The 15,422-nt window shown below is 46.2% G+C and carries 14 protein-coding genes; 8 read left to right on the top strand and 6 right to left on the bottom strand.

The features are described 5' to 3' along the window. Nucleotides 1-3: 3 nt before the first annotated feature. Nucleotides 4-2,076, bottom strand: coding sequence for a hypothetical protein (locus tag O3C43_09880; GenBank protein ID MDA1066800.1), 2,073 nt, complete (start codon nt 2,074-2,076; stop codon nt 4-6). Between the two features lie 543 nt (nt 2,077-2,619). Here O3C43_09880 and O3C43_09885 point away from each other — a divergent pair. Next, nucleotides 2,620-3,030, top strand: coding sequence for a helix-turn-helix domain-containing protein (locus O3C43_09885; GenBank protein ID MDA1066801.1), 411 nt, complete (start codon nt 2,620-2,622; stop codon nt 3,028-3,030). Between the two features lie 48 nt (nt 3,031-3,078). Here the strand turns inward: O3C43_09885 and O3C43_09890 are convergent, their stop codons facing one another. The 3 genes from O3C43_09890 to O3C43_09900 form a co-directional block, all read right to left on the bottom strand. Next, nucleotides 3,079-4,839, bottom strand: coding sequence for an ABC transporter ATP-binding protein (locus O3C43_09890; GenBank protein ID MDA1066802.1), 1,761 nt, complete (start codon nt 4,837-4,839; stop codon nt 3,079-3,081). 82 nt (nt 4,840-4,921) lie between these two features. Next, on the bottom strand, nt 4,922-5,833 hold the full coding sequence (locus tag O3C43_09895; GenBank protein ID MDA1066803.1) for a cell surface protein: 912 nt from the start codon (nt 5,831-5,833) through the stop codon (nt 4,922-4,924). A gap of 99 nt (nt 5,834-5,932) precedes the next feature. Beyond that, nucleotides 5,933-6,361 carry a rhodanese-like domain-containing protein gene (locus tag O3C43_09900; protein MDA1066804.1) on the bottom strand — a complete coding sequence of 143 codons (429 nt, stop codon included), beginning with the start codon at nt 6,359-6,361 and terminating at the stop codon, nt 5,933-5,935. A 5-nt stretch (nt 6,362-6,366) separates the two neighbouring features. On the opposite strand from O3C43_09900, the gene O3C43_09905 reads away from it, so the two are divergent. The 7 genes from O3C43_09905 to O3C43_09935 all read left to right on the top strand — a co-directional run bounded on the left by O3C43_09905 (nt 6,367) and on the right by O3C43_09935 (nt 12,670). Beyond that, nucleotides 6,367-7,455, top strand: a complete 1,089-nt coding sequence (locus O3C43_09905; GenBank protein ID MDA1066805.1) for a mannose-1-phosphate guanylyltransferase — start codon at nt 6,367-6,369, stop codon at nt 7,453-7,455. A gap of 11 nt (nt 7,456-7,466) precedes the next feature. Beyond that, nucleotides 7,467-7,913, top strand: coding sequence for a Holliday junction resolvase RuvX (gene ruvX / locus O3C43_09910; GenBank protein ID MDA1066806.1), 447 nt, complete (start codon nt 7,467-7,469; stop codon nt 7,911-7,913). Further along, nucleotides 7,910-8,644: a tRNA pseudouridine(38-40) synthase TruA gene (truA, locus tag O3C43_09915; protein MDA1066807.1), complete on the top strand. Its 735-nt coding sequence runs from the start codon at nt 7,910-7,912 to the stop codon at nt 8,642-8,644. The genes ruvX and truA overlap by 4 nt, the downstream gene beginning before the upstream one ends. A 109-nt stretch (nt 8,645-8,753) precedes the next feature. Next, nucleotides 8,754-9,740 (top strand): CPBP family intramembrane metalloprotease, encoded by a 987-nt coding sequence (locus O3C43_09920; GenBank protein MDA1066808.1) that lies wholly within the window; start codon nt 8,754-8,756, stop codon nt 9,738-9,740. 6 nt (nt 9,741-9,746) lie between these two features. After that, nucleotides 9,747-10,484 carry a ComF family protein gene (locus O3C43_09925; GenBank protein ID MDA1066809.1) on the top strand — a complete coding sequence of 246 codons (738 nt, stop codon included), beginning with the start codon at nt 9,747-9,749 and terminating at the stop codon, nt 10,482-10,484. A gap of 9 nt (nt 10,485-10,493) precedes the next feature. Beyond that, nucleotides 10,494-11,348: an acetyl-CoA carboxylase, carboxyltransferase subunit beta gene (accD, locus tag O3C43_09930; GenBank protein ID MDA1066810.1), complete on the top strand. Its 855-nt coding sequence runs from the start codon at nt 10,494-10,496 to the stop codon at nt 11,346-11,348. 29 nt (nt 11,349-11,377) lie between these two features. Beyond that, nucleotides 11,378-12,670 (top strand): bifunctional folylpolyglutamate synthase/dihydrofolate synthase, encoded by a 1,293-nt coding sequence (locus O3C43_09935; GenBank protein MDA1066811.1) that lies wholly within the window; start codon nt 11,378-11,380, stop codon nt 12,668-12,670. A gap of 8 nt (nt 12,671-12,678) precedes the next feature. Here the strand turns inward: O3C43_09935 and O3C43_09940 are convergent, their stop codons facing one another. After that, on the bottom strand, nt 12,679-14,241 hold the full coding sequence (locus tag O3C43_09940; GenBank protein MDA1066812.1) for an adenylosuccinate synthetase: 1,563 nt from the start codon (nt 14,239-14,241) through the stop codon (nt 12,679-12,681). A 706-nt stretch (nt 14,242-14,947) separates the two neighbouring features. Continuing rightward, the coding region (locus O3C43_09945) for an integrase core domain-containing protein (protein ID MDA1066813.1) at nt 14,948-15,422 on the bottom strand (475 nt) is incomplete at its 5' end.

Raw genomic sequence — 15,422 nt, forward strand, 5'->3', positions numbered from 1 at the left:
AAATCAGGATTTGCTTGGCGGTGCGGCCTTTCTTAATGCGAAGAATCCGGTGTTAGCGACCATAATGATGAACAGCCAGGATCCGGCAGCTACCCATGGCGCTTCCGGTCTGTTTAACAGTCCAGAAGTTTCTTCAATTTGAAACGCTTTAGCAGCCGTCACGCGTTGTCTGGCAATTTCTAATTTACGTTCTTTCTCGGCTGCTGCTTTTTCTTGAATGGCCAACCAATAGGCTGGGTCTTGAACCTCTTCCAATCTTGCGATTATTGCCTTTTGCCACAGTCCAAGGGCATCGATATCCAAAAGCCAGTTGCTGGCAATGGACTCTTTGATATTTGAGCTTCTAGCTGCTATGGAGGCAGTATCGATGGTAATTGGCTCTAATCCTCCAGGATTGAGCTTAAAGCATTGATCCAAAGGAAAATCAAAGACCATCAGTTTGCTCGCTGAAACGGGAGGATCTGACTCGAGATAGTTAATTCTGTTTAATGGTGCAGGAAGAAAATTGGAGTAGGTATATATTTGGGAGGATAAGAAATCCACCAGTGCTGGGTTCTGGGTTTCACTTACTAATATTTTCGAACGTAATATCTGTTTTCTTAGAATGTCTTGATTGCGTTCGTGCGCCGCCTGTCCATTGACATCGTTAAACGCTTTTTCCCAATACCAGAAATAACATTCATACTGCGCAGGAAAAAGGCTCCTTTGGGGGTTTTGCTGTAAGGACAGACCTAAGGTCCCAGCTTTTAACTCCAAGCTCATCAAAGATCGAAGCAGGGCATGAACATCTGCATTTTCTGACGGGGCTACCTCTTTAACAATTGCAGCCAAAGTCTTTAAGTTTTCGAGCGCACTCCATTCGCTTTCGGATCTTACTTTAGCCGGTATTTCAAATTTTAAGAGTTCTTCGTAGAGAGAGTCACCAGGGCTTAAATCATTTTTAATGGTTTCATCCCTCCACATTTGCATGAACCCTCTCGGCGTAGTGAGTTGTATGTTTTTGTCTTCGACTCCGTACTCGCCGTCTTTTGCCGCCAGGTAGTGACCTGCGTAGCCTTTTCTTACCGCAATAATTTCACCTGGAGAGAGGAAGTGGAAATTTGGGTAGAATTCGACAGATGTATTCTCAGTGATTTCAAGAAAGCGATTTTTGCCCCCTTCCAGTGATGCGACTCTAACCACTTTGCTGTATCCATCAGATCCTTTCTCAAGCTTGAAGTCATTTATCAAAACCGGCCGTTCGAACCCGCGCATCTTCACAAAATAGAATGAGTTGTCTTCCGTTTCATGAGTGAATAGAACGGGGACGACCAAGAGTTTCTGTTGATTCACCCAAATTTCTGTTATTACACCTTCTATGTCTGTCGCAGGGGCTTTAAGCAAAGTTTGATAGTCGCCTGCAAGAATCGAGGTTTCCACCAAACCAACATGAGTCGGGCTTTCTAGAGAAGGTGCTGCTTGGTTTTGTAATTTGTGCGATTTCCACGTGCTTGGGTGGCTTTCACGTATTTGAAATGCACTGTAGGATTGTCTTACTTCTGCCAGGGATTCTTCGAGGTGGTAATCGAATCCGGACTTTACGAGAAATTGAGATTCAGGAACTTCAACAATTTTACTGAATCCCTTTAAGTGATAATCGACGAATAGATTACCTTTTTCTTTTTTAACCACTTCATAGTATTTGTCGGCCGAGAAAGGAAGATAGCCTTCTGTGAATGACAAATAGGCGGTGTAGGTAACTCCCACCCCTTTGTGTTTTCTTTCTGCTACTTTGCGATCACGACTTTCCAAGGGCAGTAAAACTAATTTCGGCTTACCACCCAATTGCATCATAACTATGAAACCGTCTTCTGTCTCCAGGATCGGTTCAAATTGTTCTGAACGAAACAGCGTTGTCTCATATTCATTTTCCAAGGTGTAGATGTAAATGTAATCTTCTTTCGGCTTTGCGTAAGCAGTTACTTCTTTCCCAAGTCCCGGAATCATTCCTCCGACTAGAAGCAGAAAAAGCACAAGCCCTCTCACCAACCAGCCATTGACCATGGAGGCATTTGGAAAAATTTGGGAAGTAGACATTACAGAGGAAAAATTTGTTATGAGAAACAAATGATTAGCTTCGAAATTGATAGTTGAGATAGGTGGTTCTAGAAAATGTCTTTGAAAACTAGTGGAACTACACGAATCTTTGACATGACTTGACCCCGTCTAAGGCTATTTTCACATTTATTTAAAAGCTATCCGCGCCACTGCTCTTAAATAGGCCTAATCCCTTGGTAACAGTGGTGTTTTCGCCCAGGCTGCATACCTACTAAAATGAATAATTCAGACCTCTCCTTTGAAATTGAGAATATAAGAGTCTTTCGATTAATTTTTCCAAAAAATTGGAATAGTTGTTTCGCATATTCTAATTCACCTAATAGATATATTTTTACTTTACGTAAATTTCTCCGAAATCCGAGTTTCATATTGTTCACTATTGGGCCAACATGGATCTTATTTAATTGGGTTGCATTTATTAAAGTGCTTTCATTCTGTAACTCGCTCTTTTTTGGTGGTCTGTGGAAACAAAGTTTTCAACTGCTTTACCAAGAATAGAGTATACTTAAAACTAATATAATTATGCCCAGTGATAAACTAAAAGAGATTGCTGCTTATAAAGCAAAAATTGCAGCTTTGGAAAAAGCTGTTGCAGCAGAACAAAATAAAAAACTAATTGGCTTGCACAAAGAAGTTGGCCTGGAATCGACCGAAGCATTAATTGCGGCACTCAAAGGCTTGAGCAAACCAGCTCGTAAAGGCAAAGCGACTGCAAAGGCTTCTGGTAGAGCAAGTCGCACTCGTATTACTTCCGCTATTAAAGCAGGCGTAGGTACAGCTGTCAAAGCCGGTAAGAAGGGATCTGAAATCGCAACTGAGTTCGGTATCTCCATTCCCTCGATACAAAATATTAAAAAAGAGCTCGGCCTCGTGAAAACGCGCTCTGCCAATAAGGCTGCGAAGAAAAAAACCAAAGCTGCAGCCAAGAAATAAACCCCATTTTATTTTCCAAAAAAGAGGCCAATTTATTGGTCTCTTTTTTTATGCCTCTTCTTCAGGCGGTTGTTCGTCTACCACATCATATTGCATTCGCCAAAAGTTGTAGTATTCGCCCTTTTCCTTTATCAGGGAGTGGTGTGTGCCTTTTTCCGCTACTTGCCCCTTTTTTAATACTACTATCTGGTTCGCCTTTCGAACGGTGGATAGTCTGTGTGCAATGACTAACACAGTCCGATTGGACATTACATTATCCAAGGCCTCCTGGATTTTTCTTTCCGTTGCAGTGTCTACACTTGAAGTAGCCTCATCCAATATTACAACTCTCGGATTTTTTAATAGTACCCGGGCAATGGTAATTCGTTGTTTTTCACCCATACTCAAACGTATGCCGCGTTCTCCAATAACTGTTTCCAACTGTTTGGGAAGCTGTTCCACAAATTCGTGGATGTGCGCGCCAGTTAATGCGTCCCAAATGTCATTTTCTGTCGCGTCTTCTTTTGCCAGTAAAAGATTTTCGCGAATGGTACCGTCAAATAAAAAGGGATCCTGAGCCACAATTCCGACTGACCCGCGCAGTGAATTTAAATCTAATTCTCTTACATCCAGGCCGTTGATTTTAACGGAACCACCGGTCACATCGTAGTAGCGAAGAAGCAGATTCGCGATAGTTGATTTTCCTGCACCCGTATGGCCAACCAAGGCGGTGACTTGACCGGGAGGAAGCTTCAGATCAAGTTTATTCATTATGGCCGAACGTGTTTCGTAAGCAAAGGAAACCTGATTGTAGGAGATTTCGATCGGGCCTTCTGGAAACTGTTTTGCTGCCTCTGGGCTTTTGATAGGGATCTCGTGATCAAGGATTTCGAACACCCGATCGCCCGACGCTTTCGCTGCGCTCAGCAAATTATTAAGGCCGTTCAATCGTGAAATAGGCTCCAGTAATAAACCGCTGTACAAAAGGAATGTGGTTAGCTCACCGATACTCAAAACGCCTTGGATATATTGATGACCCCCAATGCCCAATACGGCAATCATGCTTAAACTGCTCACGAAGCGTGTGTTCGAGCTGTAATAGGCCCACCGGTACATGGCCTTCAGCGTTTTAACGCGGAGATCCTCTGCTTGATTGTTAAAACGTTCCTGTTCCCTTCCCTGAAGCGCAAAGGAGCTAATGAGCCTATGGCCTGCAATATCTTCTACCAGGATGCCATTCATAATCCCGGTACTGTTTCGAACTGCTTTCCAATTTTTGCGATTTATCTTAAAATGATTCATGGCCAGCACGATCAGTAATGGAATCGGGAGTACCACAAATGTAGCCAGGAATGGATTTGAAATAAATAGATAGATGGTAATCCCAAGTAAGGTGAAGATCGCTGTCAGTCCTCCCTCGGTACCGTCAAGAATGGCTCTTTCAACATTCACAACGTCCTCGGTAACCCGTGAAGATATTTCTCCTGCCTTTCGCTTATCGAAAAAGCTGACGGGCAAATGCATCAGTTTCACGTGTAGAGCACCGCGGATATCTATCAGCACTTTTTGCTCAATCACATTGTTCAACCTTATCCTCAGATAATTTAAAACGTCTCTAAAAATGTACGCGCCGGTGATCAAGCTCAGACCGATCCACATGAGGTCTTCCTTTTTTGTTACAATGACATCGTCTATCAGGTAGCCAACCAGGTAAGGAATGCACAACAAGAATGCGGTACTGCCAACTGCCAGGAGCATGTTTAGGACAAACAACAGTCGGTACCGGGTGAAATACTCTGCGATGCGAATAATACTGCTTTTTTCTGTCATACCTACTTTGCCCGTAGTGGTGAAGAAAAACAAAAGCCGCCTATTTACAAGGCGGCTTTCGCATTAAAAAGGGTTGGCCAGCTTAGTTGCTTACCTGGACTGGCACTTGAAGAGGCGAGAAACCGGGTGTTTCTACATAGAGAACACCAATTCCGGGTGTGCCGCCTTCTAAAGGAACGCTCACAGACTTACTGCCTGAAGGAATCGTCACCTCTGGTAAAATGATACTATCGGGGATGTTGGTAGTGATATCCACCGGTAATCCGCCCATTGGAGCTTCCGTAGGAATCGTGAAGATCAAGGTGGCCCGGCCTCCAGATACGACGCTCACTGAGGCTGGCAGCACTTGCATCTGAGCCGCATCTACGCGAAATGATCCCACAACGATTTCTCCATTTTCGCCGCGAAGGGTCACATTGTATGAACTTCCTGCCGGAAGGCTGGGAACGAAAAAGCTTAACGCATTAGGCGAAAAGAATTCCGAGTTTGCGAGCTGGCCACCTATGTAAACCCTATCGTTTGGAGAGAAACCTCTTCCATTGAAAGGGATCTTCGCGCCAACGGGTCCTCGATTTGACTCCAGGCTGACAATGTACCGGTTTACCAAAGTAAATTTCAGCAACCCATCTTTAGGTAGAGTGATAGACTTAACCTTACTCGATTGAGCGGTGTAGACCTCGTACTCGATGTCATAGTAATAAACCGCATTACGGCTGCCTGACGGCATCTTATACTCGTAATCCCAAATGTGGTCTCCCAGTGGACTTGGCGTCATCATTCGAGATTCTCCGTCAATTACGACTTTAGGTCTCAATGAGCCTTTAACCACCCCCATATCCTTCTTTTCACGGACCTCAACGCTCAAGGTGTAAATATTGGATGGGTTCTGCGGAAATTCCGAAGGCGTGAGATTTTTTACTGACTTGGCGCAGCCAGATAAAAAAAGAACCGCCGCAAATAGGGCGAGGACTGAAAGGTTTGATTTGATTTTCATAATTAAAGGGAGGTTCTAATAGTGTGACTTTTAGAAAACTACAAGAGTTTCCATGGAGAAGAAAAGCATTCTTTAGTTTCTTATTCAATCTTTGGGTATTTAATAACGGACCAGGGACGGTTCAACAGTGTATGCCCACGCGTCAATTCCGCCTGCTACATTAACTGCGTTGTCGAATCCTTGGGTTCGGAGAAAGGAGCTTACTTGTCCGCTTCTTGAGCCATGATGACAAAGGACTAGTAAACAACCTTCCTTGGGCAGTTCTTCAAGCCGGCCGGGAATTTGCCCCATCGGTATATCCAGGGATCCCTCGATCTTACATATGCCTAATTCCATCGGTTCACGAACATCCAGCAAGATGGCACCGTTTTTGAAATCGGCCTCAGCCGTCAACACATCAACTTCGAGTGGATAAGTATTTTCTTCCATGGTTTTAACCTTGATACCGACTTTTCTGGTGGCAAACAGGAACTGAAGTAAAAAGTCTTTGCCCCAGCGGTAAATTGAAACCATCAATGCCTGCACCATTTATTATGAGTAATCGCTTTATTATCATTATGGCCGGTGGACGCGGTGAGCGTTTTTGGCCCAAGAGTCGTTTGGCCAGGCCAAAGCACTTACAGTCAATCGTTGGCGATAAAACCATGCTTGCTCAGACGGTCGAGCGTGTAGCTGCTTTGGTCCCTGCTGAAAACCTGATGGTTATCACTAATGCTGAACAGCGGGCCATTGTCCTTGAAGATTTGCCTCAATTAGCTCCCGAGCAAGTTGTCGGAGAACCCATTGGTCGCGATACAGCTGCAGCAGTTGGATTGGCCACGGTGCTGGTTATGGCCAAAAATCCGGATGCGACTTACGCAATTTTACCTGCTGATCATGTTATCCATGACGGAGTTGCCTACCGCACCGTTCTGGATCGGGCATTTTCCGCGGCCGAGCAAACGGGTTCACTTGTTACGATTGGTATCAAGCCGACGGAGCCTGCGACCGGCTATGGCTACATTCATGTAGGTGATTCTCAAAGCGAAGTTGAAGGGGCTCCGGTTTATGACGTTCAACGATTTGTTGAAAAGCCGACCTTAGCAACTGCCCAAGGCTATATCGAATCCGGCGAATATTTTTGGAACGCCGGCATGTTTATTTGGAAAGCATCGGCAATCGATCAGGCCCTCAAGCTTCATACACCCATTTTGTATGAAGGCTTACAACAGATTTCATCGGGATTGGAAGCTGGCGAATCAGTGGAAGCTTTGATGGAAACGATTTATCCTACACTTGAAAAAATCTCCGTTGATTTTGCGATAATGGAAAAAGCTTCCAATGTAACCATGGTGGAATCCGCTTTCGATTGGGACGATGTCGGCGCGTGGCCCGCCATTGAGCGTCACTATCCAAAAGACGAAGCGGGCAACGTGACGAAGGGAACGGCGATATTTGAGCAATCGGCCAACAATATCGTTGTATCCGAGAACGGACATCTCACCGCTATCATTGGGGTGGAGGACTTAATCGTAGTTCACACCGCCGATGCGACGCTGGTTTGTCACAAAGATAAAGCTCAGGAAATCAAAGGTATTGTTAAACAACTGGGTGAAAATGAAAAATTTAAGCACCTGATTTAACCAAGTCTGTTGTGAATTGTTTAGGAATCGATTGGGGAGAGAGGCGCATTGGGCTCAGTTTTGGGGATGCGCTCGGCCTCGCCATACCTATTCCTGCAGCCGTGGAAGCAACCGAAGAAGCGCGTTTCGACCATATTCAGGCGGTGATTGCCGAAAGAGGAATTAAACACCTGGTCGTAGGCATGCCTTATAACATGAATGGGTCGGCTGGATTTAAAGCCAAAGAAGTGCAGGCCTTTATTGAAAAGCTGAAAACAAGGGTTGATCTACCTGTTTCGACGGTGGACGAGCGATTGACCTCACACCAGGTAGAACAGCAACTCAAGGCGCAGAATCGAAAGCCGGACCGGCGTTCCGGTGAGGTGGATTCGAGGGCCGCTTCTCTTATTTTGCAGGATTATCTGGATCAATCACTTGGGCAAAGCTTCGAGTTTCCGTTGGACGAAGACGAGTCATGAATCGCTGGAAGTGCCTATGCGCCTATGATGGTACCGACTTTGCAGGTTGGCAAACGCAGCCTACCCTGGATGCAGTCCAGGATGTGATCGAGGCTGCATTGAGCAAATTGTTGAAAATCTCCATTCGCATCCATGGCAGTGGCAGGACGGATGCCGGGGTTCACGCATTGGGCCAAGTATTTCATTTTGATGCTGATTGGAAACACGACAGCTCGGTTCTGTTAAAGGCAATCAATACCCATCTGCCCAAAAGCATCCAAATACTTTCAGTGACAGACATTTTCCCCGAATTTCACGCCCGTTATTCCGCTCAAGGGAAATGTTACCAGTACCAAATCTATTTGGGACATGCCGGTCCGTTTGAAACCCGCTATTGGTTGTCCGTGCCCTATGCTCTGGATGTGGATCTTATTTCGAAAACGGGTCAATGCCTGCTTGGTCAGCATGACTTCTCTGCCTTCGCCGCAGAACTCGGCAAAGAAAATCCGGTCAAAGAATTCCGGCGTTTCGACGCATCCCTTGTCGGTAATCACCTTACCTTAATTTTCGAAGCGAGCGGTTTTATGTATAAAATGGTCCGATCTCTTACGGGTGCCTTGCTCAAAGTAGGTAGTGGGAAATTAAGTCCTCAAAGCTTTGAACAGATCCTCAAATCCGGAGTTCGAACCAAAGATGTGGTTACCGCCGGTGCTCGCGGTCTATTCCTTAAAGAAGTCTTTTACGACGAATAACCCTTTCAGCTCCAGTACTTCTTGGTACTTGAGTTTTGGATAAGAGTCTTGCGGAATGAAGGCTAACCCCTGACTCACGGGGGCAATTTTCCTGAAACACGTTTTATCAATGTCTGGATTTTCAAGAGACTCCTTCCATGTCCTGTTCAACGGTGACGAGTATCAGTTCAGTCTAAAGGGATTGAAGGTCTTGGTCGTAGCTATGCTGCTGTTGCATTTGATCGCCGCATTGTTGGCACCAGCTGCTTACAAAACCATATTATGGTGGAATGTTCACTTTCCTAACTCCCTGAATGAGTCCCTCATCGCAAAACCGTTTCCTGTGTATTTTGACCGAGCTCGATGGTTCGTTCTGCTACTTTCGATTCCCTGGATGTTTATTCAGTGTCGGCTGCTCTCATTTCGAAAAATAGGATATAGCGGAAACTACCCCTGGATTTCCTACTTTCTTCGTTTTTACATGCTTGGGTTGATTGGGGCGGTTTGTGTTTTTGGTATACTGATTGCGGCAGGCGTGGTGGAAGTCGCAAGCTCCCTTTCTTTTGGTGCCTTGCTTTGGGGGATGGTCATGGCATTTGTTGCCGCCCTTATCCTTGCGTCGTTTGAGGAACTTGTATTTCGAGGATTATTGTTCCGAATGTTCTATACGGCATTCACACCCATTATCAGTGTGGTTTTTTCCTCTCTGTTTTTTGCCTACCTACACTTTAAGGATCCTATAGGTCTTTGGGATTATGACATGCCTCCAGCGGATGTTAGCTGGTTCGATGGACTAACCACAGGCTTCTGGGTACTTGCCGGAATCGTAGTTAATTTTGATTTAGTGCTATTTCTAAATCTCAGTTTGGTTGGCTTCATCTTGACTGTCGTTTTTTTGAAAAGCCGCTCTCTTTGGGCAGCGGTGGGATTACACGCCGGTTGGGTTACGCCGATTTTACTATTTACGCGCATCGCAGCTCCTGACGCTGGAACGCATTCCCTTTGGTGGGGCTCGTTCAGACTTACCGATGGATATTTTGTGACGGTCTGTTTACTTATCCTGGCGATTTATTTTTCACTCATTTACAACCCTCGAACACCTTCTGGGTATTCATGATTTGTTGTGGCTTTCGATTTCAAAACCTTGGTTCACCCATTTCTCGATGTTGTATTTCCACGGAACTGCGTCATCACAGGTGAACCGGTCGATGAGCTTAGTCCTTACCAGTTTATAAGCGAAGCGGCCGCCTCGAAAATCTTTCAAGTTAATCCACCGCATTGCCAGACTTGTGGTTATCCTTATTTCGGTGCAGTCATGGCGAGTGACAGGGCCTGTCCAAAATGTAAGGAATTGAAACCCGTCTATCGGCAGGGCAAGACGGTGATTCTTGTGGAAGGAGTAGGTCGCGAACTAGTCCATAAATTTAAATATGAAGGCGCTGAGTACCTGCTGCAGGATTTTTATACCCTGTTTGCAAACAGTCCTGGCCTTATCGATTATGTGGATGGTGCCCAGCTTGTTCCGGTGCCGCTCCATCCGCGCAAATACCGGGAACGTGGATTCAACCAAAGCGAGGCACTTTGCCGGGCGTTGATCCGACTACAACCGTCTGCTCGAATGGCCAATATTCTGGTTCGAACCATCGACACGCCGAGTCAGACACTTTTTTCCAGAAAAGAACGAATGCGAAATCTTCGTTCAGTTTTTAAAATAAATCCAACTTCGGAAATCAAAGCGGATGATCGTCATATCCTTGTAGACGACGTGTTTACTACGGGATCTACCCTTAACGCCTGCGCCCGGGCCATGAAAAAGGATGGAATCCATCGTATTGACATCCTTACCCTCGGACATGGATAATCCCTCACTATGCCGCTTTTTAGTAAGCCCAAATATTCGACGGTAACCGTTAAGAAGAAAGATATCCCTCACGGTCTCTGGACGAAGGACCCTATTACAGGTGATCTCATCTATAACAAAGAGCTGGAGCAAAATCTGCTGGTTGCACCCAAGAGTGGATATCATTTCCCCATAGATGCGTATACACGCATGAACTCTTTGTTGGATGAAGGTATTTTTGAAGAATGGGATGCAGATATCTCGTCAGTTGATCCATTATCATTTGCCGACAGCAAACCCTACATTGAACGTCTGGAGACGTACCGCAAGAAAACCAATTTAACCGATGCCGTGGTCTGCGGATCGGGAAAGCTGCATGATATACCGATTGAAATTTCTGTTATGGATTTTCGTTTTATTGGTGCGAGCATGGGATCAGTCGTTGGAGAAAAAATCACGCGTAGTATCGAACGGGCTACGGAGCGTGGAGTTCCCGGTATTATTATTTGTTCCTCTGGAGGTGCCCGTATGCAGGAAGGTATTTTAAGCTTAATGCAAATGGCGAAAACGAGTGCTGCACTTGCGCGACACGCAAAAGCGAAACTCCCTTACATTTCAGTTCTGACTAATCCAACATTCGCTGGAGTTATGGCGAGCTTTGCATCCTTAGGCGATTTGATCATTGCTGAGCCAGGGGCATTGATTGGTTTTGCGGGTGCTCGTGTGATCAAGGAGACCACCAAAGAAGAATTGCCCAAAGGATTTCAGACGGCCGAATTTTTGTTGGAGCACGGACTCATCGATCAGATTGTTCACCGCCATGAGTTGAAGGGGCGTTTGAAATCCTTTCTATCGGTGATGTGGTCAGCTGACCGTCCTGCCTAGGATCAATTTGATTTTACCCGCATCCTCCTGTGAATTTTTCTCAGACCAGGGATTATCTGTTTAGCCTGCGCAACAAAGGTTCCACTTTCGGAATCGATCGCATGGCAACCTTCATTGAAGCTTTGGGGAGGCCCGACAAGGCTTATCCAATAATTCATATTGCTGGTACGAATGGCAAAGGATCAACCGCTGCGATGCTCGAAAAGATATTCCGATCGGCTGGTTACAAAACGGGGCTCTTTACTTCACCGCACCTTGTTTTTTTAGGAGAACGCATTCAGGTAAATCGCACTTCAATTACTCCCGAAACAATTACATCGCTGATCGGTGATCTCGATATTCACGCCAAAGCCATTGCTGGAGAAGGGGAAGAAAATCATCCTACGTTTTTCGAATTCATGGCGGCCATGGCCATGGTTCATTTCAAGAATGAAGCGGTGGATATTGCTATTATTGAGACCGGCTTGGGAGGTAGATTGGATGCGACCAACGTGGTAGATCCACTGATCTCTGTGATCACCTCCATTGGCTTGGACCACACCGAAATTCTTGGCGATACGATTGAGAAAATTGCGGGAGAAAAGGCAGGTATCATTAAGCAGAACAAACCGGTGGTGATAGGTCGGGTGCCCGATTCAGCAGCTGATGTTTTAATCAATGTTGCGGCTGAAAAGAATGCTTCAGTGATTTCGGTCCGACAAAAATTTGGCGATGAGGTGGAAGCCTATCCGCTCACAAACCTATTTGGAACATTTCAACGGTGGAATGCTGCTACAGCGATCACCACCTGCGAGTATTTGGAGAAATCGTTTCCTGGTCTTCTGGAAATTTCGAATTCTGCCTTGGAACAAGTCGATTGGCCGGGGCGGTGGCAGCGGATGATTCTCCCCTGCGGAAGGACCGTAATCCTGGATGCAACCCACAACTCGGAAGGGGCGCAGTTTCTTGAGGAAAATCTGGGGACACTCGAACGGGAGCTCGGTCAAAAACCATGGATTGTCGTGGGGACGCTTGGAGATCTTCGCGCCCAATATCTTATTCCCGCCGTAGCCAGGTATGCCCGTGCGCTTTATTTCCTGGAGCCAAAACAGCCTAGAGCTGCTACCTTTGAGGATCTGCAAAAGTACATTCCTGAAAGATCGAAATGCCCGAGCGAAAATGCTTTTATTGAGCAACTCTTCCCCGACAAAGAAACCTGCTCCATTGGTCAGCCGGGCGATACGATCGTGGTAACGGGCTCCATTTACCTGCTGGGTGAAGTGCTGGAAAGACTTACCGGACAACAAAAGGAAATCGGTGCAGCCTTGCAGGATCTGATCTAGGTTTGGGTTTAAACTCCAACCGGGCTTGTGAGCAGACCGATTAATTCTTCGGTCTCTGGAATATCCTTGATGATTTGTTCCGGGTCAGGACCAACTCCTACATAACGAAGGTTAACCAGTTTTTTTGGTGTGATACCCTCGTAAGCTACATCGCAGGTAGCTTTTACCATTCCGGCGATGTACCTTTGTGCATTCAAGGGCAGATCTGCAAAACTTCTGATTGAAGAAATATCTTCTTCCCAACCTTCATACTCTTCATAAATCGCGGTCAATTCTTGTCGGTAGGAATCATCACGCGGCACATGGTTCACGCGTTTCCCTGCTTTGTCCCGATAAGCCACACAGATTTTCAGCGACCCGCTCCATTCGTCATTATGGCTTAACGCATCCAGCTTGTTTATCATCAAGTCCTGCAAACCTCCATAGCGAAGCGCATCTCCTTTTTCAACCGCATCGTACCAACCGACCATGCGTTGGCGTCCGGTAGAGGTTCCGAATTCCAGGGTTTTCAAAAAATTGCCGAGTGCATCCTCTTCGTCAAACTGCGTAATAAAAAGATGGGTGCCTACTTTGGTATCGTAAGCCTTGGCTACACCGATGGTGTGAACCGGTTGCACTGGAATTCCGGCTGAATTAAAAATCTCCGGAGTAAAACTGTGCGAGGCTGTTACGTTTGGGCTAAATCCCTGGCGTTTATCCAACCAGTAAGCTTGGCCAAATTCTCCGATGATATATTTTTCATCTTCCAGTGCCTTGATTACTAGTTCCCTGATATCCTTAACTTGGGAAACCAGCTTTTGTCCTGCTTCCCAATAGACATCGACGAGTTTATCCACGTTGATCGTGAAAGGCGTCTCTCCTTTGAAGATTCCAAAATCGAATTCCGAGGCATCAAATATTCCTGCATCGATACTCTCCTGATTCGCTCTCACTTCGGCTGTTGTCAGTGTGTCGAAAAATTTCGCCCACTCTTCCTCTGGAACCTGACAAACGTGTTGAATCGTACGGACGGCTCTGTCGCATTTCTGGGCCAGTTTTTTGTGAAACGCTTCCTTTGAATCACGGAACGCCGCGTAGTGGATTTGCCATTGTCCGGTCTCGTCCTGAAAAGAGGGAGTAATACCGCGCCCCGTCGAACCACGTGGAGTTTCGCCAAGGATGTTTGCCCGGTAATATTCGAATGCGAGGTCTAGCAGCCTGTGAGTCAGGTCCGAAACCATGGTTCGCTCATCTATCGCCAAACGATTTATTATATCGTAACCACGCGCCTCCAAAGGAATAGCTTCCCATAAAAATTTGCGGGGATCAGCAACCACCCCGGCACCGATGCCCAGGTGAGGGACCTCTTTGGCTATGACGCCGGCTGGAAGCAGGTTGAGTTTCAACCCCCCGGCTGTATGACCTGAGTTTGCGCCTCCATTTACTTTTAGAACGATCGCCACAGGATCCTCTTGCCCAGTGGTTTCTTTCAATTCGGAAATGGCCTCATAAATGAGTCTACCTTTTCCCTCATCACCGAAACTGATTCCGGTGTCTGCGATTATCTTACTAGAGAATGCGGGGGTCGCCATGGACTGTTGTGTTGCTCCGTTATTTCAAACAAAGCGACTTGGTGTATCTCCCGACACGTTTCTAGTAAACAAAATTCGGGAACGAAATGCTCTCCTGTTTAGATTTATCAACCTCTATGTCTCTTTCACAGTGTCAGTGACTGAAGCGAATATTTGAAACCCTTGGTTTGCCCAAAACCATAGGAATGGCTTTCTTCAGTACTCCACAACTTTTAAGCGACGGATGGAACGCCGCGATTTCCTTGTACCGCTCTCCAAGCTATCGGAGCAACTTACGGTAAATACCGAAGTCGTGACAACGCGCCGTGATCTTGAAACGACCGCTTAGTTCCAAGAGAACAAATCGTTGTTTCTCATCCATTAGGTCCAAATTGTCCCAAGGCATAACGGTTTTTAGCGTACCATGTGTGCCCGGCCTTTTGACCTCTTTCTACCAAATATGAAATATGAACATCGACCCTTTTTTCTGCTTTTCGACCCTTTTTTCTGCTTTTCTTCTTCCTACGGTATAACAGGGACATCGGTAACACTTTATCTAAAGACATCGGTTACAGTTAGGAGGTATATGTTTGAGTTGAGGATGTGGGTCAAGGTTTGGTTGGTCAGCAGCTTGCGTCGCTTCGTGGAGGCCGTCCTCCGTAGGAGGTGCCGCGTAGCGGCAAGGCCGGAGCGAAGCGACGCAAGCTGCTCTTGCAATGCAATCATGTTATTTTCTTCTGGTTTGTTTTCTGCGCTCTCGACTCGACCGCGGGGTTTGGTCTGGCTTTACGATTATGCAGTCAGGGCGATATGGATCGTTGCAGTTAAATTCAAGATTTCCTAGATGCAGGTTGGCATAGTGCAGCTCAGTAATTGCTTTTTCATTTTCAAACAACCCTACATTACAGCCTGCGAAGATCTCACTCATATAGAAGCATTTGCCTAGATGAGAGATATGTCCCGACCCGCTCACGCGCTTTAGCTCATAACCATCCGGATAGAGCATTTTGTACTTCTCGCCAAGACGCCTGGAACTCTTGCGGTAAATTTCGGCGGGTCGGAGCATGTCCAGACCCTCATGGGGACGATCATGATTATACTCATATCTCCAGCGTTCGAAACGCTTCTTCTGCGCCGATAGATTGCGCGAGGGCGGCTGGGTGGCTTCTGCTTTCAGATCGCGATGCATGCGCTCATGGGAG

Source organism: Verrucomicrobiota bacterium (assembly GCA_027622555.1).
In the GTDB taxonomy this organism is placed as follows: Bacteria; Verrucomicrobiota; Verrucomicrobiia; order Opitutales; family UBA2995; genus UBA2995.

Excerpts from the sequence above, each read along its gene's own strand:
- O3C43_09880 (MDA1066800.1), bottom strand. The coding sequence starts at position 2,076 with ATGTCTACTTCCCAAATTTTTCCAAATGCCTCCATGGTCAATGGCTGG.
- O3C43_09885 (MDA1066801.1), top strand. The coding sequence starts at position 2,620 with ATGCCCAGTGATAAACTAAAAGAGATTGCTGCTTATAAAGCAAAAATT.
- O3C43_09890 (MDA1066802.1), bottom strand. The coding sequence starts at position 4,839 with ATGACAGAAAAAAGCAGTATTATTCGCATCGCAGAGTATTTCACCCGG.
- O3C43_09895 (MDA1066803.1), bottom strand. The coding sequence starts at position 5,833 with ATGAAAATCAAATCAAACCTTTCAGTCCTCGCCCTATTTGCGGCGGTT.
- O3C43_09900 (MDA1066804.1), bottom strand. The coding sequence starts at position 6,361 with ATGGTGCAGGCATTGATGGTTTCAATTTACCGCTGGGGCAAAGACTTT.
- O3C43_09905 (MDA1066805.1), top strand. The coding sequence starts at position 6,367 with ATGAGTAATCGCTTTATTATCATTATGGCCGGTGGACGCGGTGAGCGT.
- truA (MDA1066807.1), top strand. The coding sequence starts at position 7,910 with ATGAATCGCTGGAAGTGCCTATGCGCCTATGATGGTACCGACTTTGCA.
- O3C43_09920 (MDA1066808.1), top strand. The coding sequence starts at position 8,754 with ATGTCTGGATTTTCAAGAGACTCCTTCCATGTCCTGTTCAACGGTGAC.
- accD (MDA1066810.1), top strand. The coding sequence starts at position 10,494 with ATGCCGCTTTTTAGTAAGCCCAAATATTCGACGGTAACCGTTAAGAAG.
- O3C43_09940 (MDA1066812.1), bottom strand. The coding sequence starts at position 14,241 with ATGGCGACCCCCGCATTCTCTAGTAAGATAATCGCAGACACCGGAATC.